The organism is Sphingomonas sp. DC1600-2 (genome assembly GCF_049897605.1).
Taxonomy (GTDB): domain Bacteria; phylum Pseudomonadota; class Alphaproteobacteria; order Sphingomonadales; family Sphingomonadaceae; genus Sphingomonas.
The window spans coordinates 1-24,229 of record NZ_JAFCWO010000020.1 but is presented as its reverse complement, the minus strand read 5'-3'; the positions used below and the strand labels follow the sequence as shown (position 1 = coordinate 24,229).

General features: G+C 62.0%; 27 protein-coding genes. 9 read left to right on the top strand and 18 right to left on the bottom strand.

Annotation, left to right across the window (positions count from 1 at the left end):
- Positions 1-80 precede the first annotated feature (80 nt).
- The 4 genes from ACP7BL_RS16885 to ACP7BL_RS16870 form a co-directional block, all read right to left on the bottom strand.
- Positions 81-1,298, bottom strand: coding sequence for a TolC family protein (locus ACP7BL_RS16885; protein WP_426258857.1), 1,218 nt, complete (start codon positions 1,296-1,298; stop codon positions 81-83).
- A 285-nt stretch (positions 1,299-1,583) separates the two neighbouring features.
- Entirely contained in the window at positions 1,584-1,943 is a 360-nt protein-coding gene (locus ACP7BL_RS16880; protein WP_426258856.1) for a hypothetical protein, read from the bottom strand.
- A gap of 92 nt (positions 1,944-2,035) precedes the next feature.
- Positions 2,036-2,398, bottom strand: coding sequence for a hypothetical protein (locus ACP7BL_RS16875; RefSeq protein WP_426258855.1), 363 nt, complete (start codon positions 2,396-2,398; stop codon positions 2,036-2,038).
- 19 nt (positions 2,399-2,417) lie between these two features.
- Entirely contained in the window at positions 2,418-2,762 is a 345-nt protein-coding gene (locus ACP7BL_RS16870) for a copper-binding protein (protein ID WP_426258854.1), read from the bottom strand.
- A gap of 316 nt (positions 2,763-3,078) precedes the next feature.
- Here ACP7BL_RS16870 and ACP7BL_RS16865 point away from each other — a divergent pair, with 316 nt between their 5' ends.
- Positions 3,079-3,807 carry a TorF family putative porin gene (locus ACP7BL_RS16865; protein ID WP_426258853.1) on the top strand — a complete coding sequence of 243 codons (729 nt, stop codon included), beginning with the start codon at positions 3,079-3,081 and terminating at the stop codon, positions 3,805-3,807.
- Between the two features lie 28 nt (positions 3,808-3,835).
- Here the strand turns inward: ACP7BL_RS16865 and ACP7BL_RS16860 are convergent, their stop codons facing one another.
- From ACP7BL_RS16860 to ACP7BL_RS16850, 3 genes are all read right to left on the bottom strand, one after another.
- Positions 3,836-4,543 carry an SDR family NAD(P)-dependent oxidoreductase gene (locus ACP7BL_RS16860; RefSeq protein WP_426258852.1) on the bottom strand — a complete coding sequence of 236 codons (708 nt, stop codon included), beginning with the start codon at positions 4,541-4,543 and terminating at the stop codon, positions 3,836-3,838.
- 170 nt (positions 4,544-4,713) lie between these two features.
- Positions 4,714-5,964, bottom strand: a complete 1,251-nt coding sequence (locus tag ACP7BL_RS16855) for a porin (protein ID WP_426258851.1) — start codon at positions 5,962-5,964, stop codon at positions 4,714-4,716.
- Positions 5,965-6,194: 230 nt separating this feature from the next.
- A complete protein-coding gene (locus tag ACP7BL_RS16850) occupies positions 6,195-6,554 on the bottom strand; it encodes a hypothetical protein (protein ID WP_426258859.1) in 360 nt (119 codons plus the stop codon).
- A gap of 282 nt (positions 6,555-6,836) precedes the next feature.
- On the opposite strand from ACP7BL_RS16850, the gene ACP7BL_RS16845 reads away from it, so the two are divergent.
- Positions 6,837-7,334, top strand: coding sequence for a heavy metal-responsive transcriptional regulator (locus ACP7BL_RS16845; RefSeq protein WP_426258858.1), 498 nt, complete (start codon positions 6,837-6,839; stop codon positions 7,332-7,334).
- Between the two features lie 14 nt (positions 7,335-7,348).
- On the opposite strand, the gene ACP7BL_RS16840 is transcribed toward ACP7BL_RS16845, so the two are convergent.
- The 4 genes from ACP7BL_RS16840 to ACP7BL_RS16825 all read right to left on the bottom strand — a co-directional run bounded on the left by ACP7BL_RS16840 (position 7,349) and on the right by ACP7BL_RS16825 (position 10,341).
- A complete protein-coding gene (locus ACP7BL_RS16840; protein ID WP_426258850.1) occupies positions 7,349-7,747 on the bottom strand; it encodes a response regulator in 399 nt (132 codons plus the stop codon).
- An 89-nt stretch (positions 7,748-7,836) separates the two neighbouring features.
- Positions 7,837-8,451: a response regulator transcription factor gene (locus ACP7BL_RS16835; RefSeq protein ID WP_426258849.1), complete on the bottom strand. Its 615-nt coding sequence runs from the start codon at positions 8,449-8,451 to the stop codon at positions 7,837-7,839.
- Between the two features lie 2 nt (positions 8,452-8,453).
- Positions 8,454-9,266, bottom strand: coding sequence for a sensor histidine kinase (locus ACP7BL_RS16830; RefSeq protein ID WP_426258848.1), 813 nt, complete (start codon positions 9,264-9,266; stop codon positions 8,454-8,456).
- A gap of 226 nt (positions 9,267-9,492) precedes the next feature.
- Positions 9,493-10,341, bottom strand: coding sequence for an alpha/beta fold hydrolase (locus ACP7BL_RS16825; protein WP_426258847.1), 849 nt, complete (start codon positions 10,339-10,341; stop codon positions 9,493-9,495).
- A gap of 591 nt (positions 10,342-10,932) precedes the next feature.
- Between ACP7BL_RS16825 and ACP7BL_RS16820 the strand changes: the two genes are divergently transcribed.
- From ACP7BL_RS16820 to ACP7BL_RS16795, 6 genes are all read left to right on the top strand, one after another.
- A complete protein-coding gene (locus ACP7BL_RS16820) occupies positions 10,933-11,289 on the top strand; it encodes a hypothetical protein (RefSeq protein WP_426258846.1) in 357 nt (118 codons plus the stop codon).
- A gap of 195 nt (positions 11,290-11,484) precedes the next feature.
- On the top strand, positions 11,485-11,793 hold the full coding sequence (locus tag ACP7BL_RS16815) for a DUF7673 family protein (protein WP_010405727.1): 309 nt from the start codon (positions 11,485-11,487) through the stop codon (positions 11,791-11,793).
- A 176-nt stretch (positions 11,794-11,969) separates the two neighbouring features.
- A complete protein-coding gene (locus ACP7BL_RS16810) occupies positions 11,970-12,656 on the top strand; it encodes a type IV toxin-antitoxin system AbiEi family antitoxin domain-containing protein (RefSeq protein WP_010405725.1) in 687 nt (228 codons plus the stop codon).
- Positions 12,649-13,509, top strand: coding sequence for a nucleotidyl transferase AbiEii/AbiGii toxin family protein (locus tag ACP7BL_RS16805; RefSeq protein WP_029622689.1), 861 nt, complete (start codon positions 12,649-12,651; stop codon positions 13,507-13,509). Before ACP7BL_RS16810 ends, ACP7BL_RS16805 begins: the two co-directional genes overlap by 8 nt.
- 109 nt (positions 13,510-13,618) lie before the next feature.
- Positions 13,619-14,620, top strand: coding sequence for a site-specific integrase (locus ACP7BL_RS16800; RefSeq protein ID WP_010405721.1), 1,002 nt, complete (start codon positions 13,619-13,621; stop codon positions 14,618-14,620).
- Positions 14,568-15,356 carry a Fic family protein gene (locus ACP7BL_RS16795; RefSeq protein ID WP_231565014.1) on the top strand — a complete coding sequence of 263 codons (789 nt, stop codon included), beginning with the start codon at positions 14,568-14,570 and terminating at the stop codon, positions 15,354-15,356. The genes ACP7BL_RS16800 and ACP7BL_RS16795 overlap by 53 nt, the downstream gene beginning before the upstream one ends.
- Positions 15,357-15,371: 15 nt before the next feature.
- Here the strand turns inward: ACP7BL_RS16795 and ACP7BL_RS16790 are convergent, their stop codons facing one another.
- Together ACP7BL_RS16790 and ACP7BL_RS16785 are read right to left on the bottom strand one after the other, a co-directional pair.
- The gene (locus ACP7BL_RS16790) at positions 15,372-15,935 is read right to left on the bottom strand and encodes an RES family NAD+ phosphorylase (RefSeq protein ID WP_299106813.1); all 564 of its coding nucleotides are present in this window, start codon (positions 15,933-15,935) and stop codon (positions 15,372-15,374) included.
- A gap of 29 nt (positions 15,936-15,964) precedes the next feature.
- A complete protein-coding gene (locus ACP7BL_RS16785) occupies positions 15,965-16,546 on the bottom strand; it encodes a hypothetical protein (protein WP_231565016.1) in 582 nt (193 codons plus the stop codon).
- 300 nt (positions 16,547-16,846) lie between these two features.
- On the opposite strand from ACP7BL_RS16785, the gene ACP7BL_RS16780 reads away from it, so the two are divergent.
- Positions 16,847-17,059, top strand: a complete 213-nt coding sequence (locus ACP7BL_RS16780; protein WP_010405712.1) for a hypothetical protein — start codon at positions 16,847-16,849, stop codon at positions 17,057-17,059.
- A 9-nt stretch (positions 17,060-17,068) separates the two neighbouring features.
- On the opposite strand, the gene ACP7BL_RS16775 is transcribed toward ACP7BL_RS16780, so the two are convergent.
- The 5 genes from ACP7BL_RS16775 to ACP7BL_RS16755 form a co-directional block, all read right to left on the bottom strand.
- Positions 17,069-19,882 carry a conjugal transfer protein TraG N-terminal domain-containing protein gene (locus ACP7BL_RS16775; RefSeq protein WP_137788464.1) on the bottom strand — a complete coding sequence of 938 codons (2,814 nt, stop codon included), beginning with the start codon at positions 19,880-19,882 and terminating at the stop codon, positions 17,069-17,071.
- An 18-nt stretch (positions 19,883-19,900) separates the two neighbouring features.
- Complete coding sequence (locus tag ACP7BL_RS16770) at positions 19,901-21,301, bottom strand: conjugal transfer protein TraH (RefSeq protein WP_010405711.1); 1,401 nt, start codon at positions 21,299-21,301, stop codon at positions 19,901-19,903.
- A gap of 65 nt (positions 21,302-21,366) precedes the next feature.
- The gene (locus ACP7BL_RS16765; RefSeq protein WP_010405710.1) at positions 21,367-22,170 is read right to left on the bottom strand and encodes a conjugal transfer protein TraF; all 804 of its coding nucleotides are present in this window, start codon (positions 22,168-22,170) and stop codon (positions 21,367-21,369) included.
- Positions 22,171-22,395: 225 nt separating this feature from the next.
- The gene (locus ACP7BL_RS16760) at positions 22,396-22,785 is read right to left on the bottom strand and encodes a hypothetical protein (protein ID WP_033964353.1); all 390 of its coding nucleotides are present in this window, start codon (positions 22,783-22,785) and stop codon (positions 22,396-22,398) included.
- A partial coding sequence (locus ACP7BL_RS16755) for a conjugal transfer protein TraN (protein WP_426258845.1) occupies positions 22,766-24,229 on the bottom strand: 1,464 nt, incomplete at its 5' end. The genes ACP7BL_RS16760 and ACP7BL_RS16755, both read right to left, overlap by 20 nt.

Here is a 24,229-nt window from a genome sequence, read left to right as displayed (position 1 = left end):
AATCCATGTCGATCACTCCCGATACCCCAGACTGGTCAGCCAGGGGCGGGTTCAAACATGGGTCAATTCTCAATGGAAATTTATGCCCCTACCGGGTCAATTCTCAGCGGAAATCTACAGATGGTCAGTTGCGCGTCGGCGGCCTGATAGTCGGCGATCGCTTCATTATACTGGCCGTCGAGGTCGCGGCGCATGTCCATCGCCCTCAGTCGGGCGGCATTCTCACGCTCGGACGCTTCCGCGATGCGACGGTCCTGCAGCCGCGCCCGATTGATCTGGAGCGGGATGCTGACCTGCAGGCCGATGAAGTTCCCATAGTCCGGGCGGAACGAGTAGCTCGCACCCCAACTGATATTGGGCCGGCGGTCGCGGCGAGCAGCTTCGACCCGCAGCTTTGCGGCCGTCTCCTCGGCATCGGCGAGCCGCACCTCAGGATGGAGCGCCGGGTCGAACCTGGCTTCGACGCCGTCAGGCAGCTCGATGGTCGGCATGGCCAATGGCAGGGGGCGACGTGCCGCGTCACCGATCCAGCGCGCTAGCTCGGCACGCGCGCGGACCTCCTGCCCACGGGCCTCGGCGCGCTGCGCCTCCGCCAGTGAAATCTCCGCCTGCATCTGGAGCGCCTCCGACGGGGTCGCGGCGCCGGTCGGAATGCCGGCCTCCATGACCCGGTGGGCGACCTGCAGATCAGAGATGATCCGGGTCAGCAGCCGCTGCTTGCTGCTCGCCTCGACCGCGTTGATCCAGGCGACCATGACGTTGCGCCGGATGCGCCGTTCCTGGACGGTGCCCTCGGTCCGGCTCACAACGGCTTCCGCCCGCAGCGTTGCAGCGGCGGCCTCGCGCTTCGAACGGCGAACCTCCTCCCGCATGAACCCGATGGTGTACATGGTGAAGTTGTCGCGGTTCGGGCTGAACGCCGTGCTGCCCGTCACCGGATAGGACTGAACGCTCGATTGCAGCACCGGGTCGGGCTTCGTGCCGGCCGCGACCGCAGCCTCTTCGGATGCCTTGGCATCGCGTTCGTAGGCGGCAATGCTCGGCTGATCGCCCTGCGAAAGGGCAATCGCCTCGTTAAGACCAAGCTCCGGCCCCGCAGTAACGGGAACGGCGGTCAAGGTAGGATCGTCATGATCCTGCTTGTCCTGTGCCATCACCTGGGTCGGCGCTACAAGCAGGAGCGCGAGCACGGCGGTAACGGTGCGGGAGAGAGTGGCCTTCTTCTTCGCATTTGTGACATTTTCGTGTCGCAAGTAACGGAAATTAGGCGCGTTATTCTGTTGAATCCTTCGGTTCATATGGTTGTCCTCTCGGCGGAGCCACGATGACTATGGAGCCGGGTCCCGGCTGCAATAAGGGCGGTTACGGAGATCGGAGCGACCCGCTGCACGGGGCGCACGGCGCTGGCTGCAAGCCACCACGGAGGTCCCGCCGGCTTCGCGCGGACGCAGGGAAATCGACCCTTGCGCTCGGCGAGCCGACGTGGGGAAGCTGTCGGCGAGGTGGTGTGGGAACGGGGGGCACCCCGCCGACAGGTCCTTCCCGAGCGCTGCTCCAAGGCACCGCTGGGAGAACACCGTGGGCTAGCTCGCCGCCTTGTCCATCTTCATGCAGCCATCGGCCTTCTTGGCCGCGGCGTGCTTCTTGCCGCAGCAGCCGCCGGCCTTGTCATCCTTGGCAGCGCTTTCGTTCGCCGCCGGGACCCAGACGCGCTTGGGCGCGCGGAGCGGACCGCGGGGACCGTAGTTGGGCGGGGCCTGCCATTCCCAATGGCCGGCCGCCGGGGCGGCGTCCGCCTTGGCGGTTTCCGCCTGGGGGGTTTCGGCCGGGGGCGTTTCCGCCTGGTTCGCCATGTTGGGCATGTTCGCCATGCTCTGCGCGAAGGTGGGCGCAGAGACCGTGAGGGCTGCCGCCATAGCGGCGAGGACAGTGAGAGACTTCATGTTGAATTCCTTGATCTGAACGAAAAAACTTTGCCGTGTCGGGCGCACCAGACGTTCATTCGTCTGATGAGGCCCCGCCGCGGCCGGTCGATTCAGCCAAGGAAGGGCGGTGGGTGATGCTCGGGGCTGGGATCGTTTCCAGTGAGCACCGGGGTGGTGGTCCAGAACGCCTGCGATGCGGCGAACTGGCGCTGGGGGACGGGCAGGTAGTCAACCGGCAGCCCGACGGCGGTGACGCACCCCATGGTGGCGATGCACTTCAGGGTCAGACCGTGGCAGGGCTTCTTGTCCGGTGCCTTTTCATGCTGCTGCATCTTGTCCATGCAGTCAGCGTCCATCTTGGCCGATTGAGCAGCCATGGCGCCCGTGTCCGGTCCTGCCGCATAGGCAGCCGTTTGCAGGAGCAGCCCCATGAAGGCTCCCACAAATAGGACAAGGCGCAACAGACGCTTCATCGGTGGATCAATCGTTCCCTTAGAGCGCCTGGATGGCCGTCACTTCGGCAGACGCGCCGCCGGTCATGACCGTGAAGCGGATCTTCTGGCCGACCTTGACGCTCTTGATCAGCGCGACCGGGTTGGCCTTGAACGGCATCGTCATCGCCGGCCAGTTGAGCGCCGCGATCGGGTTGTGGCTGATGGTGACCGTGCCGGCCTTGGCATCGACGGCCGTGACCGTGCCGGTGGCCTGCGCCGTCTTCATGTCCGGCATGTCGTGCTTCATGCCCGCCATGCCCTTCATGTCACCGCTCATCGACTGCGCGAAGACGGGCGTTGCCACGCCGATCGCCGCAATCAGGAGATACTTGTTGAGTTTCATCGATAGTGTTTCCTCTTGGTTCAAACGACCTGGCAGTCGTGGATCGACCAAGAGGAGATGTTCGTCAGCGCGACACCGATGCGCGCCAGGCAGCACATCGAAATCCGAATGCTCGTGAGCCCTCAAATCAGGCGATTCACGGCAATCGACCGACGCCTCTTCTCAGGCGACGGTATGGACAGTGGTGCTTGACACTGTGACAAGGTCAATAGGGCAAATGAAGATTTTTGCCGTCGCCGCTCGACTAAGGAAACGCCCTTATGCTGAGGGGCTCCGGTCCGGCCTAACCCTCTCCGGACCAGCCCTGGATAGCTTGATGTATCTGTATCGTGTCGGAGTCTTATTAGTCGGCGCCGCCTTCGCGGCGCGGCCGGGCGTCGCGCTCGCGCAGGAGAGCGGCCCGATCGCCGTCTCGGAAGGCGCGGAGCTGGCGAGCGACTATCGATTTCGCGGCGTCTCGCGCAGCGACGAGAACCCGGCTGCGCGCGCGGACATCGACATCACGCTGCCCGTCGGAGGGCAATCGAACCTGTTCGCGGGCGCAGAGGTCGTCGCCGCGACCGGCCACTCCGACTTTGGGAATGCTCAATTGCTCGCCTATGCCGGTATCGAGCGGCAGACCGGCGCCTTCACGCTCTCCGCGGGCGGGCGGGCTTATCTTTTCCCGGACGCACATGGGCGCGACTATGTCGAGCTGTTTGCCTCCGGCCGCACGCAGCTCGGGCCGCTCTCCGGCAAGCTCGGGTTCGCCTACGTACCGACGCAGGCCAATGTGGGTGGCCGGCGGGGCGTCTATCTCTTCTCCGACCTCGATGCCGGCATTCCCTCGACCCCTCTCACCATCTCGGCGCATCTGGGATGGGAAGACAATGCGACGTTCCGGAACAAGGCGGATTGGAGCCTCAACCTGACCTGGGTTCACAATCCGTGGAGCCTCGGGGTCGGCTATGTCGATACGAACCGCCATGCCCCCATCCTCGACAATGGAAGGGTGCGGAACGATGCGAAGGCGACCCTTGTCGTGACCGCCGGGCTGTCCTTCTAGGCAAGGCGCGGGGCGCATCGCCGGAACGCTACCATGTGAGCGGACCGGTTTCGTCGAAGAAGCCGCCAGTCGGTCCGCCGACGTCGAGCGTCGCCAATCTGATCGCGGTGGCCACGCCTTCCGCGGGGGTTCGCATTGCGCTGAAATTGTAAGACGCCACCGCGATCTGCCCCAAGGCGGCAGCGTTCACCTTGATGTCGGTCGCGGCAAGTTCCCGGGCATATTGAAGGGTGATGGCATCCAGCGCTGTCCTGGACGTCGAACTGGGCATGGAAGGGAGGCGCATGAAAGCCTCTTCCTCCCCGATAGAGCCTGGAAGATTGGCGATGTTCACGATCCTTGCGTCAAGGCTCCTTCGCAGGAGCGGCAGCATCGCGTTGGTGCCCGCGACGATGCTGCTGACATTGGTGTCGAACGAGGCGTGCATCGCGGTTGCGTCGACCTGGCTCGGCGGCAGGCGAGGCCAGCGCGCATCGGCGTTGTTGACCAGGATGTTCAGGCGCCCGTAGCGCGCATCGATCTCGGCAAAGGCGGCTTCGATCGACGCCTGGTCCGCAAGGTCAAGCTGAAGCGGCACGACGCGACCGTCAGGCTCGAGTTCCGCCGCTACAGCGTCAGCGCTGCCGAGATCGCGCGCACCGACCAGCACTGTCACGCCGAGCCGAGCGAGCCCGCGCGCTATCTCCTTGCCGAGACCCTTGTCCGCTTCCGTCACAAGGGCGACAGCATGACTCAAATCCATTTCCTGCTCTCCGGCACGCTACTTCTCAACTTTGCCCCAGGGGTGGGCCGTCCAACGCGCCATCCCCCGACCCCGAAAGGTCGAGAAATGGCGCGAAGGCGACCGAAGTCGTCTCGCCGGTGACGCCCTGCAGGGGAGGGCGCCTCGACGAGACGCTGGTTCCGTCAAAACATCATGATGAGGTCCGCCGCGACCGTCATCTGATCCTTCTTCGTACCGGCCGCGAACGGCGTCGTGCCGTTGAGCGAGCGGTCGTAACGAACCTCCGGGCGGATCAGCAGCGAGCCGGCGCCCTTGGGCATCGGAGGCTTGATGTTCATGCCGAAGGTGAGTGCGCTGTAGGTGGTCCTGCCGCCGCTAATCACCGTGGCCGGCAGACCCTTCTCCGCATTCACGAAGTCGCGGTTGCCCGGAAAGGCGGAGACGAAGAAGGCATTGTTGTCGCGCCAGACTTCGCCACGCACACCGATGCCGAGATGGTCGTTGATCGCGTAGGTCAGATATTGCGCGACGCCGCCGCCCGATGCGTTGAAGCCATCGTCCCGGCAGTAGTTGAAGTCGGTGGTCCAGGTCAGGCGGTCGTTGACCTTCCAGACCAAGGTCACGTCGTTCAGATAGCGCAGGTCATGATTGGGCCGCACCCCGGCCGTTCCGCGCGCGATCTCAGGCCCGATGCTGGTCGTGGCATAAATGGCGAGGCGGCCGCCCGCGAGATTCAGCCCGAACCCGCCATGGAACGAGGGCGACCCGTTATTGTCGCCCTTGAACAGCGTCGTATTCACACCCGAGGTGATGCCGGCATAGATGTCCAGCGTCTTGCTGACATGGGTCGTCGTCAGGACGCCCGTATGCTTGAACGGGATACCGAAGTTGAAGATGTAGGTGTGCGAATAGAAGAAATTCTGCGGCGCATAGATCACTTCCGCGCCCTCGAGCGTGACGAACTGTCCCGCCTTTACGTCGACGCCGCCCTCCGTGAGGATCGGCAGGTGGACCTGCGCATAGGCCTCCACGACGTCGAACTGATTGCGGGAATTGGTGACGCCGTCGAGCTCACCCAGGAAATGCGTGTAGCGTGCATCCGAGCCGTACATGCCCTGGACCTTGAAGCCGACATCAACATGGTCGGCGCTGCTGTCGATCGGTCGTTCGACGGTGAGAATGGCCTGGTTGAGCAGGACATTGCCCTCCTTGTCAGTGAACAGATGGCCGAAGTTGAGGCCATCGGGCGGATTAGCCGTATTGAGTGTGACGCCCGCCTCGACATGGCCCGACAGCTTGATCGTGTCGGACCATTTCTCGGGAGCAGGCGGCGGCGCGGCATCCTGGGCGAAGGCGGGCGATACGCTGAGCAACGCGAGGCCAGCGGCGGATACCAATTGCAGTGAGAGTCGGTTTCGCTTGAACGATTTCATTGAAATCCCCTTTGGATATAGTTGTCCTTCCCCTCGACAACAGTCGAAGAGTCGGCGGGCCAATGTGTTCGTCCTGCGAATTTTATAGGCGTCCCCGCTCGTTTTATTGGCGACGACTACCGATTGATTCGTTCGACCATGCGATTTGACACTGTGACAAGGTCAAGAGATTTGATGCGTCTCTCGATGCTGTTCAGATCGGATGGTTGTTCGAACGCCGAGCGCCTCCCTCAGGGCTTCTTGAGCTCGACGATGTCATGCTTTTCGGGGGTGCCGTCAGTCACGACCACATGCGCGAAATGCTCGTTCACGATGCGATCGATACGAACGTGGCCGATGAGCCTGCGCGTGTAGTTGATGCCAGTGCCCTTCGAGGGTGCGCCCGGAACGGGGGCGACGCGATAGACTTCCAGCACCTGGCCGACCGCCGCGCCGTCCGCCCTGCCGATGCAGACCACCCGGCCTGAGGCATCGGCGTCGATGATCGAGCCGCGCATGAAGAAGGTGTGCCCGATCCCCTGGGCGAGCACGGGGGTCGCACTCGCGAGCGCGAGCGCCGCAAGTACGAGGGATGAAGGTCTCTTGATCATCTGCATGTCCTCCACAGCTAATTCCCGCCCGACATCGGGCAGCGACAAAGAGCGTCGTCAGAGGGATGACAGGGGAGGGCGCCTCTCAGGGGAATACGGGCGATTACGGAGGTGATGAGCCGCGTGCCGTGCGCAGCTTTCAACTATTCGGCGCGGCAATCGATCGAAGCGACGAGCGGTGAGTTCTGCCTATTGACCTTGGCATTGTGTCAAGCCGCATTCCCTTCTCCCAGCAAAGCCTTGGCCTCCTCCTTGGCCATTGTCGGGAGTTGATAAGTGACCATGAATACAAGCAAATCGCTGAACGAAGCGTATCCCGCCGCAGGCCAGAGCAGGCCTGCCAAGTCGACCTTCACCATCGGTGAGCTGGCGCATGCCGCCGGCGTGGGCAGGGACACGATCCGCTATTATGAACGCACCGGCCTCATCCGGTCGGTCCAGCGGACCGCCGCCGGCTATCGGATCTATGAGCGGCCTGATCTGTCGCGGATCCTCTTCATTCGCTCAGCCCAGCGGCTCGGCTTCACGCTCGGCGAGACGCAATCGCTTCTCTCGCTGCAGGCCTCCGATACCGCGCTTGCCTCCGACGTGCTGACGCTGACGCTCGCGAAGATTCAGCAGGCGCAGGACAAAGTGAACGACCTCAATGCGATCCGCGCGATCCTCGAGGGGCTGGTCGAGGTCTGTCCCCGCGACACCGGCACGGGCGATTGTCCTATCCTGGCGTTCATCGCGACCAAGCAGCCTGCAAACGATGCAGGTCCGCTCGCCGCCGCCTGACACCGCGTGGTGGGTCAGGCTCCCGCCGACGGCATGCCAACGAGCTGGGCCAGGGTCGTCATCAGCCGATCGTCGGTGATCGGCTTGCGCACCAGAGCAGCGAAGCCGCCGCCGATCGAGCGGCTTTCGAGGGCATCATCGGCGTCGCCGCTGATCAGGATCGCGGGAGCGGTCCATTTGCGTTCGCGCAGCGCCCCCAGCAGCGAAAAACCGTCGATGACAGGCATGTGGTAGTCCGTCACCAGGCACTCCGCTTGTCCGCAGGTGGCGTCGGCCAACAGGTCCAGGCCATTCGCATAGTCGCGGACCTCGTATCCGCGAGCCTTCAGGAGCATGGCGATGGACCGCCGAACGGAGGGATCGTCCTCGACGAGCGCGACGCGCGGCCTTGAGCGTGACATCGCAGAGTTCACCGCTCACTTCCTCCGAAAGCCTTGCGGATACATTCTGGGGCGAGCCTATGGCGACGCGGAGAGTCGAAGAATAGGTACGATCCCTATAGCTAGACTTCCGTTCCGATGCCCGCCAGCAAAGCGATCCGCAGGACCTCGGGCAGGGTCGTGACACGCAACTTTTCCATCATATTAGCGCGATGAATCTCGACCGTCCTTGGGCTGATACCGAGCGTGATGGCGATCATCTTGTTGGTCTGACCCGTTGCAAGTCCTTCGAGTATGTCGCGCTCGCGTCCCGTCAGCGTATCGATCCGAGCTGATGCTTGGGCGGCGGTCAGGCGCTGGCTCTCCAGTCGCGCGATGGCGGAGAACGCCTCCTCCAGCGCCGGCAGGATCGTCGTGTGGTCGAACGGCTTCTCGATATAGTTGTAAGCGCCGCGGCGCATCGCGGCGACGGCCGTCGTCGTATCCCGCAGCACCGTCATGACCACGATCGGGCAACCGAACTCGATAGATTGCAGTCGCTCGAGCACGGCGATGCCATCGAGGCCCGGCATCAACACGTCGAGCAGGACGCAGCCGGGCCCCAGCATCGGGGCCACCTCGAGAAACGCTCGGCCCGAATCATAGGTCTTGGGAATGAAGCCCTGCGTGCGGAGGAAAAGGGCGGTCGAACGCCGGACGATGGCATCGTCATCGACGATGTGGACGAGCCGATCCATCTTCACCGCTCGTTCGCCGGTACTGCTATCCTCGTGATCGTGAAGCGAAAGATCGCGCCACCTTCCGGGTTGGGTTCCCACCAAAGCCTCCCCCCATGAGCCTCGACTATGTTCCGGCTGATCGACAGGCCGACGCCCAGACCATGCGATTTCGTGCTGACAAAGGGCTGGAAAAGCCGGTCAACGATGTCCTGGGGAATGCCGCCACCTGTGTCAGTGACGCCCACCTCGACCTCTTCCTCACCGATCGGCCGCGCAGATATCGAGAGCCTGCGCAGCGGCCATCCCTGCATCGCCTCGACGCTGTTGCGGATGAGATTGAGCAAGACCTGCTGGATCTGGACACGATCGACCAGCACACCCGACAGCGCGCCATCGATCTCGACCTCGAACAGGACATCGCGGTGTCCGACGCTCGATTGTGCAAGCGTAATCGATTCATCGATGAGGTCGGAGAGGGCGACGATCTGGTGGTCGGTCTCGCCGCGAACCACGAAGTCGTGAAGCCGATGCACGATCTGCCCGGCTCGTATCGCTTCCTGGATACCGTCACGCAGTGCCTCGCGCGCCTCCTCGGTCGCGCCTTCCTCGCCGGTCTCCAGCAAGGCTTTCGCCGCCATCATGAAATTCGCGACGGCCGTCAGCGGCTGGTTCAGTTCGTGCGCCAGGGCCGTTGCCATGGTGTCCATGGCGCTCACCCGAGCAACCAGCTTGCGATCCGCAGGAAACATGGCCTGCCAATCGGCTGGTGTTTCGTCTTTTTGCACCGTGCCCCCGCCGACTTTCCAATCAACGCCGGCCGATGAAGGCGTCATCAGCCGGCGTTAGCTCGTTCCCGGCTCATGAACTCGTCACAGTCATGCCACCGACCTTCATTCCTGGTCCGTCCATTGCTGGATGAGCGACCACGCGGCGACAGAACATATGGGTTGGACCATAGTCCCGGGTCAAGCAGTATTGCGGTCGCCCCGCTAATTGAGATGCGCCGTCCGCCCGACCGGCTGTTGGGACACAGCAGTCGGGCGTCGCCGTCAGCTTTGGTCAGGATTTCGCGAAAGCGAGCATATCCGCGTTGAGCTGCGCCTTATGGGTGTCGGCCAGCCCGTGGGGGGCTCCGCGATAGACCTTCAGCTCTGCGTGAGGGACCAGTCGCTTCGAAGCCCGGGCCGCAGCGTCGATCGGAACGACCTGATCGTCGTCGCCGTGTACGATCAAGGTCGGCTTGTCGAACTTCTTGAGATCCTCGGTGAAGTCGGTCTCGGAGAAGGCCTTGATCGAGTCATAGGCGGCCTTGTGTCCGGCCATCATGCCCTGCATCCAGAAGCTGTCGACCAGGCCCTGATCGACCTTCGCGCCGGGCCGATTGAACCCGAAGAACGGACCGGACGCGATATCGCGGTATAGCGCAGACCTGTTCGCGATCGAGGCGGCGCGCAGACCATCGAAGACCGAGATCGGCAAGCCCCCTGGATTACCCGGGCTCTGGACCATTTGCGGCGGCACCGCCGAGACGAGACCGATCTTGGCGATGCGCTTGGTGCCGTGGCGCCCGACATAGCGTGTTACCTCGCCCCCGCCCGTCGAGAAGCCGACGAGGATGACATTCTCGAGATTCAGTGCCTCGATCACGTCAGCGAGATCGTCAGCATATCGATCCATATTGTGGCCGTCCCAGGGCTGACTGGATCGCCCATGGCCCCGCCGGTCATGCGCGATGACGCGGAAGCCGTTGTTCGCGAGGTGGAATGCCTGACTTTCCCAACTGTCGGCGTTCAGCGGCCAACCGTGGCTCAACACGACGGGCTGACCCGAACCCCAATCCTTGTAATAGATCTGCGTCCCGTCGCCGGTCGCGATGAACGGGCAGTGATTTTCACCGGCTTTCGCCATGTGGGCCGGTTTGTGACTGACCCGAGCCTCGGCGCTGCCGGCGGCCGAAAGGGCTACGGCTCCGGCAGTGAGGCCAACGGCCCCCCGCAAGATATCGCGTCGAGCTTCTGATTGCGGCGTGACGGACTCGGAGGTGGTCATGGCAATATCCTTTCTGCTTGGGTCGCTTTGGGCAGCACCGTGCAAGCGCCCAACCGTAAAGATGGACGCTAGGAGCGCTCGGTTTGTCTTGATCTTGGAGGAGGAACTACAGTTTCACTGAAGCTCGCTTGCCCCTATGAGTTCGGGGCTACCGTTGTTTTGGCGATGTTCGATCCTCCCGGCTGAATTAGGCCAGAAACTGCGCTTCTCCGCGCCGAAAACTATGAAGACCTGCACAGGTCACAATAAGGGCGATTACGGAGTGCTTTTCGACGCCGCCAACTCATTGCGAATTGTCGGTTCTCGGGAACGGTTTGGACTGCCCAGCGGGCAACTTGGTGCTATGCAGGAGTCGGGAGTTAGGTCCGGCGCCCGGGTTCGAGCGCAGGCCGCGCTATCAACGAACAATGCCGCGAGGAATCCCCAGTGGCTGGAGTGGAAAGTCTGAATATGGCCACAAAGGTCGACCCCCAAACCGATCGCGCCGCCGGGACTGTCGCAGCGACGACCTCAGTCGCCGCGGTCGCATGCGCTGCTTGCTGCGTGCTCCCGTTCGCCCTTCCGGCCGCCATGCTCGGCACGATGGGCGGGTTTCTCGCGACGCTGGCAATGGCCCACCAATATCTCGCGCCGCTCGCGATCCTGGCGGTCGTCGCCGGCTGGCTCTGGATTGCCTATCAATCGCTCAAGAGCGGTCGCCGCCCTGGCAGAAGGACGCTGTTCGTGATGGTGTTCGCGACAGTTATGGCCGGCGTCGCCTATTCGTGGCCCATGTTGGTCGCGCCGCCAATGCCGATGGCGGGCTGACAGGTCCGACGCCCCGAAAATCATCGAACGCCTTCAGCATTCCTGCATCTTTGTGTCCGATAAACGCGATTCTCGGACATAAGAATTGGCTTCGAGAGGGCTGCCGATATCGAGCAATGCGTTCTCACGTCATCGTTGCACTCGCGCCGGCATCGACCGATTGACTCCCGGCCTGCGATCTCGATGATGCTCGCCATGAACGTAACGCCCCTGATCGCACCCGAGGTTCGCGCCGCAGTCGACCGCCTGTTCGATCTCGCAAGCAGCGACACCGGTCAGGCGGGTCGTGTCGCCAATTTCCTTCTCGCATGGCACAATGGAGCGGATTGGGGCGGTTTTGATCTCGCCGATCTCTTTGGCGTCGACCGCGCAATCGCCGCCGACATGGCGACGATCTTCACGTTCCTTGGCCAGTATCCAAGCGGCATCTATCCGGACGCGTTCGGGCATGGTGACGACATTGTCCCGATCCTGCAGCGCTGGCGCGGTTACACGGACGAATAGACACCACGGTAGGCCAGGCCAGGCGGAAGCGCTGTCGTTTCCTCTCCCGGAATGCTCCACATTCTCGCTTGGCGGTCGGTCAAGCGGCAGTTCGAGGCTAGCATTGTCGAAAACGTCCATTCCGTTCCTACATAAAATTCTTGAAACTTTCACTTTATGCAAGTATCGGGAATTTTATGAGCGCCCTCACCTCCGCCCTGTCTGACGGCAAGCTCGCCGGCCGCGTTTTCGATGAACGCCAGCTTGGCGAGGCGATCGACGGCGGCGCTGCGCGTCGCTATGCGCTCGTCAACCGCGCGCTGAAGGACGGTTCGCTCGTCCGTCTCAAGCGCGGCACCTATCTTTTGGGCAAATCCTATCGATCGGACGCGATTCATCCCTTCGCCGTGGCCCAGGCCCTCATTCCGGGCAGCTATGTTTCGTTCGAGACCGCCCTCGCTCACCATGGCTGGATTCCCGAGGCAGTCTACGCGACCGCAAGCGTGACGCCCGGACGCAAGACGCTTGAATTCGACACCCCGGTCATGGGCCGGTTCACCTTCCATCCGCTCGCCATCCACGAATATCAGTTCCTGGTGGGCGTGGAGCGGCAGAAATTGGGTGCCCTCACCGCGTTCGTTGCGAGCCCCTTGCGCGCGCTCCTCGACCTCGTCGCATTGCGGAAGCAACGCTGGACGGGTTTCGACTGGCTAACCAGCGGCCTGCGCATCGACGAGGATCATCTCCACACGCTCAAACGCAAGCAATTCGCGTCGCTGAAATCGGTCTACAAGCACAAGGCGGTCAACGACTTCCTCCGTTCCCTCGAGCTTGCTGTCCGCGGCAACCGATCCCCCTCGCTGGATGCATCGCGCGATGATTGAGATGCTCCAGAAGAAACTCCGCGACTATGGCGCGACCAATGCCGTCGAGGAGGAGAACGCGACCAAGGAGATCATCCAGGAGATCGTGCTCTACGCGCTCTGGCGCGCCGATTTCTTCGACGTCGCGCTTTTCCAGGGCGGCACGAGCCTGCGCATCCTGCACGCCCTTCCCCGCTTTTCGGAGGATCTCGACTTCCTGCTGCGCGTGCCGGACCCCGATTTCCAATGGTCCCCGTACCTCTCCGCGCTCGTCGAAATCTTCGCTCAGTTCGGCCTGAAGCTCGAAGCCCAGCCGAAGGACAAGATGGACAGAGCAGTGCGCGAAGCGATCCTCAAGGACGATTCGATCGCAAGCCAGCTCAATCTCAGCTACGCGGGATCGGGCCGCGCCAAGACGATCAGAATCAAGCTCGAGATCGACACCAATCCGCCGGCGGGCTCTGGCGAAGCGACAACCTTCCTCGACTTCCCCGCCGACTACGAGGTGCGGCACCAGGATCTGGAGTCCAATTTCGCGCTCAAGATCCATGCGCTGCTGTGCCGCCCCTATTTGAAGGGCCGCGACTGGTTCGACTTTTCCTGGTACGTCGCGAACGGCGTCTACCCCAACCTCTCGCTTCTTGGCGCAGCGATCCTGCAGGCGGGGCCTTGGCAGGACCAGCGAGACCTGCATGTCGACGGCGAGTGGCTTGTCGCGGCCTTGAAGGCGAGGATCACGTCCATCGATTGGCGCGCGGCAACGGCCGACGTGAACCGGTTCCTGCGGCCGGCCGAGGCGAAGTCGCTCAGCCTATGGAGCGAGCGCTTTTTCCAATCCAAACTCGACCAGCTTGCCAAGGAAGCGTCTAAGTGACGGACATGCTTCCTGCTCTTTCCGATCCGCACGCGGCGCTGTGCGCGAGTAGCGCAACCGGCAAGGGCGCGCGCGACCGGACCCAAGATAGCGCAGGCGTGCGCTGCTGATGGGCCGCGACCTCTTGCCACTATCGGCCGATCTCCCTGCCGACCTGCTCGCCGAGATCGAAAGCGCGCGCGATACGCTCGCGGCCGCCAAGGCTGGCTCAACGCAAAAAGCCTATGCATCCGACTGGCAGCGCTTCTGCGACTTCTGCGATGCCCGCAACGTCGAAGCCCTGCCCGCCCATCCGGACATCGTCGCGCTCTTTGCGCATGTCGAGGCGGAGGCCCGCATCGCACCGGTCACGATCGGCCGCCGCGTCGCGGCGATCAACCATCACCACAAAGAGGCGGGCCTTGCCTCTCCCATGGCGCGCGATGCCGCTGGCGTTATCGCGCAGATGATGGCGGGCGTACGCCGCAAATATGCTCGGAAGAAGGATCAGAAGGCGCCTGCAGCGGCGGACGTGCTCACCGCCATGCTTGCGACGATCACGAACGCAGGCCTGCGCGCCAAGCGCGATCGCGCGATCCTGGCGGTCGGCATGGCGGGCGCGTTTCGCCGTTCCGAAATAGCGGGCATGCAATTGCCCGATCTCGAATTCGAAATCGCGGGCGTGCGGATATCGATCCCCCGTTCGAAAGGCGATCAGGAAGCCGAGGGCCAGGAGATTGCGATCCCCGAAGGCCGTCATATCCGGCCGGTGAGCCTCCTCAACGACTGGCTCGAGGCCGCCGATCTGATCGGCTTGGATCCCGCTATCGGAAAGCCCCGGACAGGCCCGGTGTTTCGTCGGTTGACGCGGGGGGACGTGCTGACGGCCGACCCGATCACCGACAAGACCGTGGCTCGTCTGGTCAAAGCCTGCGCGTCGGCGGCAGGGCTCGACCCAGCCCTGTTCTCCGGGCATTCCCTGCGCGCGGGCTTCCTTACCGAGGCGGCCGCGAAGCGAGCGAACCTGTTCAAGATGAAGGACCACTCGCGCCACAAGTCGCTCGACACAGTCGCCGGCTATGTCCGCGATGCCGCACTGTTCGACGACCATGCAGGTGAGGAGTTTCTGTGATGCCGGGCTGTCCGGCAATTCTGGCTTCGAAGCGAAACTCGAGATCCCGGACGAGCCGGCAATGACGACAGCGCCAGAATGGCAGGCATATGCCATGCCCAATTACGATGCGGCGATGACGCAGGCCTGCACGGCTCTCCAACAGCGTATCCTTGTCGACCCCGCCTATCGTTCTTCCATACTGGCCGATCCCAGAGACCTTCACCGCACCTTGTTCGTCGGATTCACGCCGCCCGGTTACCCCGAATATGCCGGCACCTACCGGGGTGCGGCGGGGACATCGCTCGAGGGACGGCGTTTGGGCGCCCCGCAAGTCTTCAGCCCGAAAAAGAGCTTTTCGTTCGAGGAGCCCGAGAACGTCGTCGCCCGGCTCGATTTCATGCTCTCCGAAGTTCGTCGCGAACTGGTTCCCGCAAGGTCTGCTAAGCCTTTTGTGCAGCTCCTGACCTTGACGCACCTTTTCTGCTGGTTCGGCAAAATCCATCCGTTTCTCGATGGAAACGGTCATATCCAGCGCGCCCTGTTCGCCGCCGCGGCTACCGAACTGGCAATCCCACTTGCCGCCCGTTTCGCCATCCACCCGCGCCCGTTTGATCGCCTGCTTGCCTGGCCGCTGGAGATGTTCACGCGGGCCGTTCCCGACCAGCGCGAGCATTACCTCGCGATGGTGGCCGAATATCTCAGTTCGTGGTTGGCTGGTCCCTTCGATCTGCCCGCGAGCGGCATAGCGCCGTAAGCGGCCGGGCCTGGTTCAAAGCTCGATCAGCGTATAGCCACGATCGGCGAGCAATTTCTGGGTCCAGTCCTTGCCGATGGGCACGCCCTCGGCACCCAACGAGATCGCCGCATCAGCCCGATCGAAAAGTGCGATGCAGAGCTCATCGCTATCGAACCGCGATCGGTACTGAATGCCGTCCAGGCTCGTGCTCTTATAAATCTCTGCGGAAATCTGCTGTGGGACCACATAGGCACCCGGATTGTCGACCGGATCGAAGTCGGCAGAGACACCGGCGGCGGTGGTCTTAAACCAGCCAAGGCCCGGTCCATGGACCTTGGCTAGACGGATTGGCCGCATAATTGTGAAGTTAGCGGCGCGTCTCCTGGCCACCTGATCCCAAAGGACGTCTCTATCCCCCGGTGTTCGCAGCAGTGTTTCCGCAAATGGCCCTACGAGCGTCTTTCCCAGATAGAGAACCCCGAACTTGCCTTCGGGATCATCCCACCGCCAGGTCGCGTCCTTGCGTCCATACCATCTGGCAGCCACCGTCGCGCCGTGAACCCGATGTAGCACTCTTCCCGTAGCGATCGTCGCCACGGGTATCCCCCCTTTCGCTGCCATATGCGTCAGTCTTCGAGCGTATGGGCGAATCGCACGACGCGTTCGACCTCTGCGTCGCTGCCCTTGAGGAGCGTGATGGGACTCAATCCATCAAGACCTTCATCGCCACCAACGAGGAACTGCAGAATGGCCCAGCCGGTCGTGTGCGGAGCGGCACTGAGAACCTTCGAGATTCCTGGGATGATCGCGTTGCCGTCGAACTGGAACACCGGGAACAGCTTGGTCCCATTGTCCTCGACCATAAGCAGTCGGCGATCCTTCACCGCTTTATAGACGGCCTGAATCGTCTTGTGTCCAAGCAGTGCGCGCACCTTCTCCGCAGTCAGCGCCCCGCCCGCGGCGTCGATCATCCGTCGCTTGAAAGCGATGGCGTTCGTGATCCTCTCTGCGGCCTCCGGATTGTCCGTTTCGACCGCCGGAATGCCAAGAGCCAGATGAAAGACCAAGCTGGGCACGTCGATGCTGCTGATAGCGGCCGCCTTTGCCGCCGCCGGCATCATTTTGATGATGCGATCGGTGCTTGCCACTATGCGGTCGTGAAGGACACGGTCCGCATCAACGAATCCCATATTTGCCGGACGAACCATTCGATCATTCCTGTTGAGTCAGTTCCATATAGGCTGAAATCGACACAATTTCAACCGAGCGCTTCGTAAGCTGGTCTCGGCGGCGCGGATCGCCGCTTGAAAAGCACTGGCCGCATCTCTTCGAGGCATTCTCGAGCTGCAAGGAGGGAAGGCAAAAATGCCCAGCCCGAGGGGCTTCATTCGAGCATTCGTAGGGACATAAGCACGATCTGTCGCGCTTCGATAAACCCGATAGCTGGCAAGAGGCCATTGCGAACAAACTTCGAACACTGTACAAAATCGGTGTCCGGAGCTTTCGACATGTACGACCTGAGAACCTACCTCGCAACGAAGGACCTCCCTGGCGGTCCGGTCTACATCGAAGAGCAGTTCACAGCAGAATATCAGCTGATGAACCCTCAGATCACTGATTCAAGCGACGATAGACCGCTCACACCCGGCAGAGCAATCGGAGGCCTCATCTCGCTGGTGTTGCTTGTGGGAACTGGCGTCTATCTGTTCGTGGCCTGGTGATTTGCACATTCATTTCCTAAGATCAGGATCGGTGAAAAATCCGCGATTTTGATCGCGGTTTACTTCCGATTGCAAATCAACGGTTGCGCCAGCTCGATTGGATCGGGCGGCCTCTGCAGCAGCTCTGTCGTCGCTCAGCCTGGCCCGACCCTCGTCGATGATTCTTGCGGCGGCATTTGGATCGCCGCCCCGGCTGCCGCTGCCAAGCCGATCAACCCCGTGCGGGCGATAAGACGCTCGGACATCGCCAGGCCCCCCTACATCCGTGCGGCGCACATCGACCAAATTTGGCTCGGAGATGCTGCCCTGGATTTCATTCCAAAGCGCGTCGCGTTTTTCCTGAGACCATTGCTGGATCATCTGCGACCTGACAGCACGTTGCTGGTCGGTCAGGTTCGTCGCCCATAGTTCTGGCGCGTCCAGGTTCGGGTGCAGCAGCTGTTGCTGCCGGTACCACTGCGCGAGGTCCTGGCTCAGATTTTCGCTGAGTTGCATCCCGTGCGTTTCGGCGAAGCTGGCGTCGCGCGAAAGCGACTCGGACAGCTCCTCCATCTTGCGTGCCGCTTCCGTGTAGGAGCGCGCCCGTGCAAGGGCATCTTCAGTGCTTTGCGAGGAGGAAGACGTTGCGGAAGACCGGCTGAACACACCAGACCGTTCGTAAGTGCCGTCGGAGGTGGATGCTCCGATGCCGCTCGAGTGTTCATCGCGCACGCCGCTCGACGAGGAGCTAGAAGAGTCAGTAGATTTGCTCGAATCCGTCCCGTACCGCAGGTTATCCGTTTGAGTTCCGGTCTTGTTGACACTGACAGTGCCGCTGACGTTTGGCAGCAGGCTGCCCAATCGGCCCTTCCCGCCAGTAGCTCCCCGCCCAGCCCCACCAAGCGCCCCTCCAAGCGAACCGGCGACTTGATCTGTCGTCCCAGCTTGCCGATCGTGACCTTCGGAGATCCGCTGGCTCTGGCCGGTCGATGAGCGCTCTTCCAGGCCCTGTGAGCTTGAGCCGGTCGTCCGATCAAACTTCTCGACGTTGGTATTTGCGGAACTACCGGCACCAGATTCGAAGCCCGAAGAGCGTTCCGTCGAGGTTCCAAAGGCGCTGCGGTTGGTATGCGTGCTGGTCAGGATCTCTTGGGCGGCATTTTCGAACGCCTGCGCCTGACGATGCGCGTCGCTCGCCATCTCCCGCCACTCCGCCACCGTTCCGGAGTTCATCGTTGGCGTGAACCCTAGCCGCGAGATTGCGCCGCTGGTGTCGAACACCTCCTGACCATTGCCGAAGCCAGACACGACCGCGCCGTTATCCTGCCGCCAGCCGACGCTGGTCGCGCCGCCCATGTAGCTCGGTGCCGTCGTCCACTGATCGCTCTGGCGCATGTTCGACGTGGAATTTGCCCAACTCACATTCCCGTAGGAATAATTGCCTGTCGTCTGCTCGAGTGCGGCCGCCTCCGCCGCATTCTGCGCGGGCGCGAGCATCGACGTCGCCTGCCCCGCAATCGACATGGCTCCACGCGCCAGGCCGGCAGCGAGGAACGGGATGCTCATCAGCATGAAGCCGGCGATCGTCGCCGTCTCACCATTCACTGCACCTATGCCGGCATAGGTGCCAAGCGTCACGCCGCCACTGGCAACACCGGCCGCAGCCGCCTCCGCCCTCGTCATGCAGATCATATGGAGAATGACGTACAGCGGTCCCCATGCGGCGAGGTAGAAGAACCCCATCGCGTAACCCTTCAACGTCGTCAGCCCCGTTTGGGGCATGAGGAACAACGGGAAGATCACCGGGAACATCGCGAAGAAGACAACCGTGAGGACGATATTCAAAATCGGCACCCAGGCCATCGCCTGCTGAGCGATCGAATTGTAGGTGTTGCGCGCCTGTATGTCCGCGCGCGTCTGCGCGAAGGTATCGATCGTCGCCGCGCCGGACCCGCCCGCCATGCTGTTTCGTGCTTGCATGAATGCGTTGATGGCCGTGTTCTGTCGCATCGAGTCAGAATAGTTGCTGCCCGATCCAGTGAAGGCAGCGTTCGCGATCGGCAGATCGTGTTTGAGCTTGTCGGCCGCGAGCGTGTTGCTCAGCTTCGGATAGAGTTCCTTGCCCCAAAGCGGCGTGTTTGCCTCTATCATCGGCGCCCATTGGGCGTTGAGCATATCGTAGGCCTGCCGGCAGGTGACGATCGCGCTGTTCACCGTGCCGTCGCCCTGGCGCTCTAACCACTCCTGCGATCGAGCTTCCGATCCTGGCCCGATGTCCGTCCAGAGGTCCTTCGACTGCGCAAGGACCGTGAGTGATTTGCGGTAAAGCATCACATCGCCAAACAGGCATTTCTTGAAGTGCTCTTCCAGGTTCGTCGAAAACTCAGCGTCGCGGATGACGAAGTTGCGGGTCGCATCGTACAGACGCGCGCCGTAGACCATGCCATTGCTCGAGTAATTGAGTTCGCCCGGCATAACGAAGACAGTCTCGGCGGTACGTGTCAGCCAATCGCCAATCTGAGTCGTGAAACTCGCAAGCACCCCAAGCCCGAGCGGTACGTTCGCAACCGTTGCCGGTGCCAGCGACGGATTGATCCGATCGGTCACCTTCACATCGATCGTCGGTACCATCAGGCAAAGATAAATCAGTGTCGATTGCAGGAACCAGTTCAGCCAGACTCGAAAGTTGAGCGTGAACGCGACGACGAGCAACGAGTAGATCAGGCCCATCACCATCACGACGCGGAGCAAGGATCGATATCCCCCACCCCCGGACCAGGCAGCGACGGCGTTGAAGGTGTTGACGAGATACTCGCCACCCCCAACCGTGAAGACCTCCACCATCCCCGCAGCTCCCCTGCCCTAGTTCAGCCCTTGTGCATTGAGCCCGCGCGAGAAATTGAGCGCGGACGACATCCCCGGCGTCATCGAGTTCTGGAGGGTGGACTCGAGCATGATGCTGCGGTCGATAATCTGCATGGTGACCTGCAGCTTGTTCGAGAGCTTTACATCTCGCTGGGCAAACTTCTGGCGCGTCGCAGAGATCTGCTGCTTCCACTGATTGGCGGTCACCTGGTCAAACGTCTGATAATGCGTCTGAGCCTGCTCGACGCGATCAAGCATGTTGTCGAGCATAGCAGCCAACAGATCGACGGCCACGATCTCCGACAGCGTTTCGATCTCGCCATCGGTCAGCGCGTAGTGTGCGTAGGCCTGAACGGCGAGGATCTTGTAGATCGGGACGGTCGCAATGTTCAGAAGCTGCTTCTCGGCCGCATCAAGCGCGGTATCCGTGCGGATCTTGCTGCTCATGGATTTGATCATGCCGGCAATCCGCGGCCGGAGCGCGGACGACGCCGGAACGGTCAGGGTCTGCTCGCCGACATCGTAGCAGTCGGTATCATTGCATTTGAGCATCTTGACCGCCGGCGCGTCGGCCGTGCCGTCGAGCAGCGCCGTGACAACGGCCTCCTCCGCCGGACCGAACATCACGACCTTGCCGCCCACCGACGGATCCGTGGAAGGCTGGGTCACGACAGTGCCGACCAGCGTCATGATGTATTCGGAAAAGGATTGGTCGAAGGCGCCGAACTTGGCCGATTTCTTCAACGCCTCCCACGTGTAGTTATGGGGTTCACCGACAAGCTGATCCTTCATGTTGGCGTCGGTGTTGCCAGCAATCGTAGCATCCCGCTTGTTGCCGTTGTTGCAGCCTTGGCGGGACGCGGCCCAATCCGAGAAAACGCCCTGGCTGTTGCCGACCGCTTCGCAGATCGTCGAACGGGTGGAGTCCATTTGCGGCCAGATTCCGCCGACCAGCGCTTGCGCGGTTTCGCAGCTCGAGATGTTCATCTGGTTGAGGAGCTGTGCCTTCTGGCTGAACTCATCCATCACCTTCCCGATTTCCGGCGACACGGAATCGATGGCGAGCTTGAAGGCGAAACCGAGCGCATTGTTCGCCGTCGCCTTCAACATGGCGACGATCTCGGAGGCGTTGATGAAGGAAAAGCTGCCGCTGAAGAGGTCAATACCGCCGCAGCCGGCGCGTGCGCTCGGCAGCTGCAGATTGAACGGCGAAACGCTCTTCTGGGGGAAGCGGGTCCAGACATTTCCGAGCGAATAATAGCCTGCCGACTGGCCCTGGAAGGCCGTTGGCCCAGTCACATTCGCGGCACCGCCAGCGTCGTTGAAGAAGCCGTTCATCTCCGAGGCGACGTCGGCCCGGGCCACACCGATCAAGGCGAAATGGGACGCAGCAACCATCGCCAGACACGCCGCTATCTTCCTGTGGAGAGGGGACCGCCGCCCAAGCTCTGGTGTCTGTTCCATCAATAATCGCTCCCCACCTTCGTGTTAGTCAGCATAAAGATGCGGTCCATGATCTCGTCGGCACTGAGCACGCCGTAGCCGACCGGAATCGTCCGCTTCGTCTGCGTGTCAAACAGGACAAGCGCTGGCGTCTCATTGCCGGGCACGCCCATGCGGGCTCGTTGGCCAGAATCGACCACATAGTTGGGAAATTCCCGGTTCGGGCCGCCGTCCATCGAGACGGCCATCACCGTCATCCTGTGGCTGTCGGTGACCGAGCGGAGGATCGGCGCAAACACCTCGCAGGCGCCGCAGCTCTGCGCGTAGAAATAGAACAAGCCATATCGCTGCCCAAGGTTAGTCAAGACCTCATCCCGGTCCGCCTTGCGGTTGTCGAGCCAGAGGCGCTTGCCGACCGTCGAGACAGGTCGTTGAAGCGTGTAGTCGAGATCGGGGTTCTGCCAGAGCGCCCGCTGCCAGGTATCGGAGAAGGTGGACGCGCGATCGAGCTGCTCACGTTGAAAGCGAACATAGGCAATGACGTTGGCCTCGCTCGGCTCGAGGATCGCACGCGCCTTCAATTCGTCGAGCTGCCTGCCGATCGCCGCGATCCGATCGGCCGCGCTCACCTGCGGCTCGGCCGCGGCGCTGAGCGGGGTCTCGGTCGGCTTCGGCTTCGCGCAATAGAACCACTGGCCGAGCCGACGCTCTCCACAATAGAAATCATCGGGCATGTCCTGCTCAATCGCATCGCGAGCGGCGGTAGTTTCTTGGGCTCGGAGCGGAACCGCCGTGCCGACCGGCGGCAGGCCCAGCAGGAGCATCGAAAGCCTAGCGAATCTTGGCATCGCTGGACGTCCTTTCGTTGGATACAGCGGATTGCGTGGAAGGATGCTGTGGGTGCGCAGCTTGGCCGTCCCAGAGCGCAAGGTGGATGCAGCAATCGACATCACTGGGGACGGCAGCGGCTCCACAGCCGCGTGATGTGGCCGGCTTCGCGGGCGGCAAAGCTGACAGAAGTGCGATCAGCGCCGGCAGCTGAACGAACGTCAAAACCATGATCCGATTCCCTTTTTGCGAGCCTCTGCACGATCCACATTGGCGAAGCGCCTTTCAGCAGCATCCGCCTGGTCGACCATCCCGATCACTCCATTGAGCAACACACCGGCGGCGCGGCGGCCTTTCTCCGTCGGCATCAACCGCTCTCCGACCACCGCCAGCCATCCGCTATCGATCATGTTCGAAAGTGCCCGATCGATGTCTTCGACCGCGATCTTGCAGTCGATCCAGCCGGCTAGGAACTCCGACAAGAAGTCAGCGCGCGCGGGCGTCTTGGCGCGATCGGTGCCAACGAAAATCGCCAGCTCGAAGATTGACATGTCCCACTCGTGCCGGGCGCCTGACGCGGCCGGCCGACGGTCATTTGCCGTGAAGATCATAATAGTCCTGAATCTTGTCCTGAATTTCGGACATGGTCTGGACCTCATCGGGCAGCTTCGCTGCATCCATGAAGTCGGAATAAACATCGGTGAAATCCATTACCGACAGGTCGAGCCTCGCGAACTCGTCGACGGTGAAGCCCTGACACTGCTCCTTTTTCGCGCTACCCCAAGGCTTGCCGAGCTGTGGGCGGCCCTGCTCTTGCAGGACGCGCGAAAGCTTGCTCTCGAAACAGCAATAGGCGGTTCGCTTGGTCGAACAGATCCCGAGGAAGCTCGACGAGCAATAGCTGCCGAGATTATGGCAAAGGCCCATCCGATCTTTGATGTCGAGCTTCATCTCGTCCTGGCTACATGCGAACAGGACAAGGAACGGCGTGGCGAAAGCGGCGATCGCGGCCGGCCCGCCGGCGAGCGCGGCTGCACCAGCACCGAGCGGCACGAGACCGGACACCTTTCCCGCGCAACAATTGATTAAGCCGAATACGGGTTTGTGGCAGGTCTCGCGTGTGCCGGTGAAAACCTTGAAATCGGCTTCGTTGAACTCCTTGCCGGCTTGATCGAGTGCATGAAGGCCGACGAGCGCGTCCCTGAACTCGGTCGACGCCTCGCGGACGATCGGCTCGCAATCGCCGTTGATGCAGTAGACGTCGTCCCCGCATATATACTGCTTGTCGCCCCCGACCGTGCTCGATGGGGTCGGGCAGCGATACACTTTCTCCGCGACCTTGCAGGCCCCACTCTGCGGATCATCAAGGCAATCTTCACGAAGGAACGTGCAGGACCGATTGCTCTCCAGATCGCCGCAATCGTTGCCCGCCGACATGACATTGCAAGTGAAGTTGCGCTTCCACGCCCAGCACGATTGCGTGACAGGTACGCCGTCGATCATCCGGGTCTCCGGGCCTTCGGTGCAGACTTCCCCGGCGGCATCGGCCGTGCACATCGTATCGCCGGCCATGGCTCCGCAACCATCGACCCTTTTGGTGGTCACCTGGGTTTCGGTCGTCTTGGCGTGCCAGCCTTGGCCCGTGATCGGGCTTGGAAGAAGGGAGAGATCGGTCAGGTTCTCAGAGCAGACATACTCGGTGGCGTTATAATCGTCGCAGAATTTGTTCGTCGAAACGCCGTAAATCCTGTGAGCCTGACAAGCCTGCATCACGATGCCCGTCGGCCGGCAGACACCAGAAGCCAGGTGCGGCGCCATCGCATCATATCGCGCAAAGGGGGTGCCGTACGCTCCATTAGGCACGACAAAGAACTTGTACGCGTCGACTGTCGTGGTCTCGGGCACCATCGTGATCGAGCACGATCGGGACTCCTGCTTGTAGATTTCCGCTGAGAATTGACCCGGTAGGGGCATAAATTTCCATTGAGAATTGACCCATGTTTGAACCCGCCCCTGGCTGACCAGTCTGGGGTATCGGGAGTGATCGACATGGAT

Bases quoted from the DNA above. Each gene is read 5' to 3' on its own strand.
- ACP7BL_RS16770 (WP_010405711.1), bottom strand. From the start codon at position 21,301: ATGGTTGCTGCGTCCCATTTCGCCTTGATCGGTGTGGCCCGGGCCGAC.
- ACP7BL_RS16830 (WP_426258848.1), bottom strand. From the start codon at position 9,266: ATGACGCCTTCATCGGCCGGCGTTGATTGGAAAGTCGGCGGGGGCACG.
- ACP7BL_RS16810 (WP_010405725.1), top strand. From the start codon at position 11,970: ATGAGCGCCCTCACCTCCGCCCTGTCTGACGGCAAGCTCGCCGGCCGC.
- ACP7BL_RS16805 (WP_029622689.1), top strand. From the start codon at position 12,649: ATGATTGAGATGCTCCAGAAGAAACTCCGCGACTATGGCGCGACCAAT.
- ACP7BL_RS16780 (WP_010405712.1), top strand. From the start codon at position 16,847: ATGTACGACCTGAGAACCTACCTCGCAACGAAGGACCTCCCTGGCGGT.
- ACP7BL_RS16820 (WP_426258846.1), top strand. From the start codon at position 10,933: ATGGCCACAAAGGTCGACCCCCAAACCGATCGCGCCGCCGGGACTGTC.
- ACP7BL_RS16870 (WP_426258854.1), bottom strand. From the start codon at position 2,762: ATGAAACTCAACAAGTATCTCCTGATTGCGGCGATCGGCGTGGCAACG.
- ACP7BL_RS16785 (WP_231565016.1), bottom strand. From the start codon at position 16,546: ATGGTTCGTCCGGCAAATATGGGATTCGTTGATGCGGACCGTGTCCTT.
- ACP7BL_RS16845 (WP_426258858.1), top strand. From the start codon at position 6,837: ATGAATACAAGCAAATCGCTGAACGAAGCGTATCCCGCCGCAGGCCAG.
- ACP7BL_RS16795 (WP_231565014.1), top strand. From the start codon at position 14,568: ATGTCCGCGATGCCGCACTGTTCGACGACCATGCAGGTGAGGAGTTTC.
- ACP7BL_RS16835 (WP_426258849.1), bottom strand. From the start codon at position 8,451: ATGGATCGGCTCGTCCACATCGTCGATGACGATGCCATCGTCCGGCGT.
- ACP7BL_RS16815 (WP_010405727.1), top strand. From the start codon at position 11,485: ATGAACGTAACGCCCCTGATCGCACCCGAGGTTCGCGCCGCAGTCGAC.
- ACP7BL_RS16875 (WP_426258855.1), bottom strand. From the start codon at position 2,398: ATGAAGCGTCTGTTGCGCCTTGTCCTATTTGTGGGAGCCTTCATGGGG.
- ACP7BL_RS16775 (WP_137788464.1), bottom strand. From the start codon at position 19,882: ATGGTGGAGGTCTTCACGGTTGGGGGTGGCGAGTATCTCGTCAACACC.
- ACP7BL_RS16850 (WP_426258859.1), bottom strand. From the start codon at position 6,554: ATGATCAAGAGACCTTCATCCCTCGTACTTGCGGCGCTCGCGCTCGCG.
- ACP7BL_RS16865 (WP_426258853.1), top strand. From the start codon at position 3,079: ATGTATCTGTATCGTGTCGGAGTCTTATTAGTCGGCGCCGCCTTCGCG.
- ACP7BL_RS16825 (WP_426258847.1), bottom strand. From the start codon at position 10,341: ATGGCGAAAGCCGGTGAAAATCACTGCCCGTTCATCGCGACCGGCGAC.
- ACP7BL_RS16800 (WP_010405721.1), top strand. From the start codon at position 13,619: ATGGGCCGCGACCTCTTGCCACTATCGGCCGATCTCCCTGCCGACCTG.
- ACP7BL_RS16765 (WP_010405710.1), bottom strand. From the start codon at position 22,170: ATGCTCCTGCTGGGCCTGCCGCCGGTCGGCACGGCGGTTCCGCTCCGA.
- ACP7BL_RS16885 (WP_426258857.1), bottom strand. From the start codon at position 1,298: ATGAACCGAAGGATTCAACAGAATAACGCGCCTAATTTCCGTTACTTG.
- ACP7BL_RS16855 (WP_426258851.1), bottom strand. From the start codon at position 5,964: ATGAAATCGTTCAAGCGAAACCGACTCTCACTGCAATTGGTATCCGCC.
- ACP7BL_RS16760 (WP_033964353.1), bottom strand. From the start codon at position 22,785: ATGATCTTCACGGCAAATGACCGTCGGCCGGCCGCGTCAGGCGCCCGG.
- ACP7BL_RS16880 (WP_426258856.1), bottom strand. From the start codon at position 1,943: ATGAAGTCTCTCACTGTCCTCGCCGCTATGGCGGCAGCCCTCACGGTC.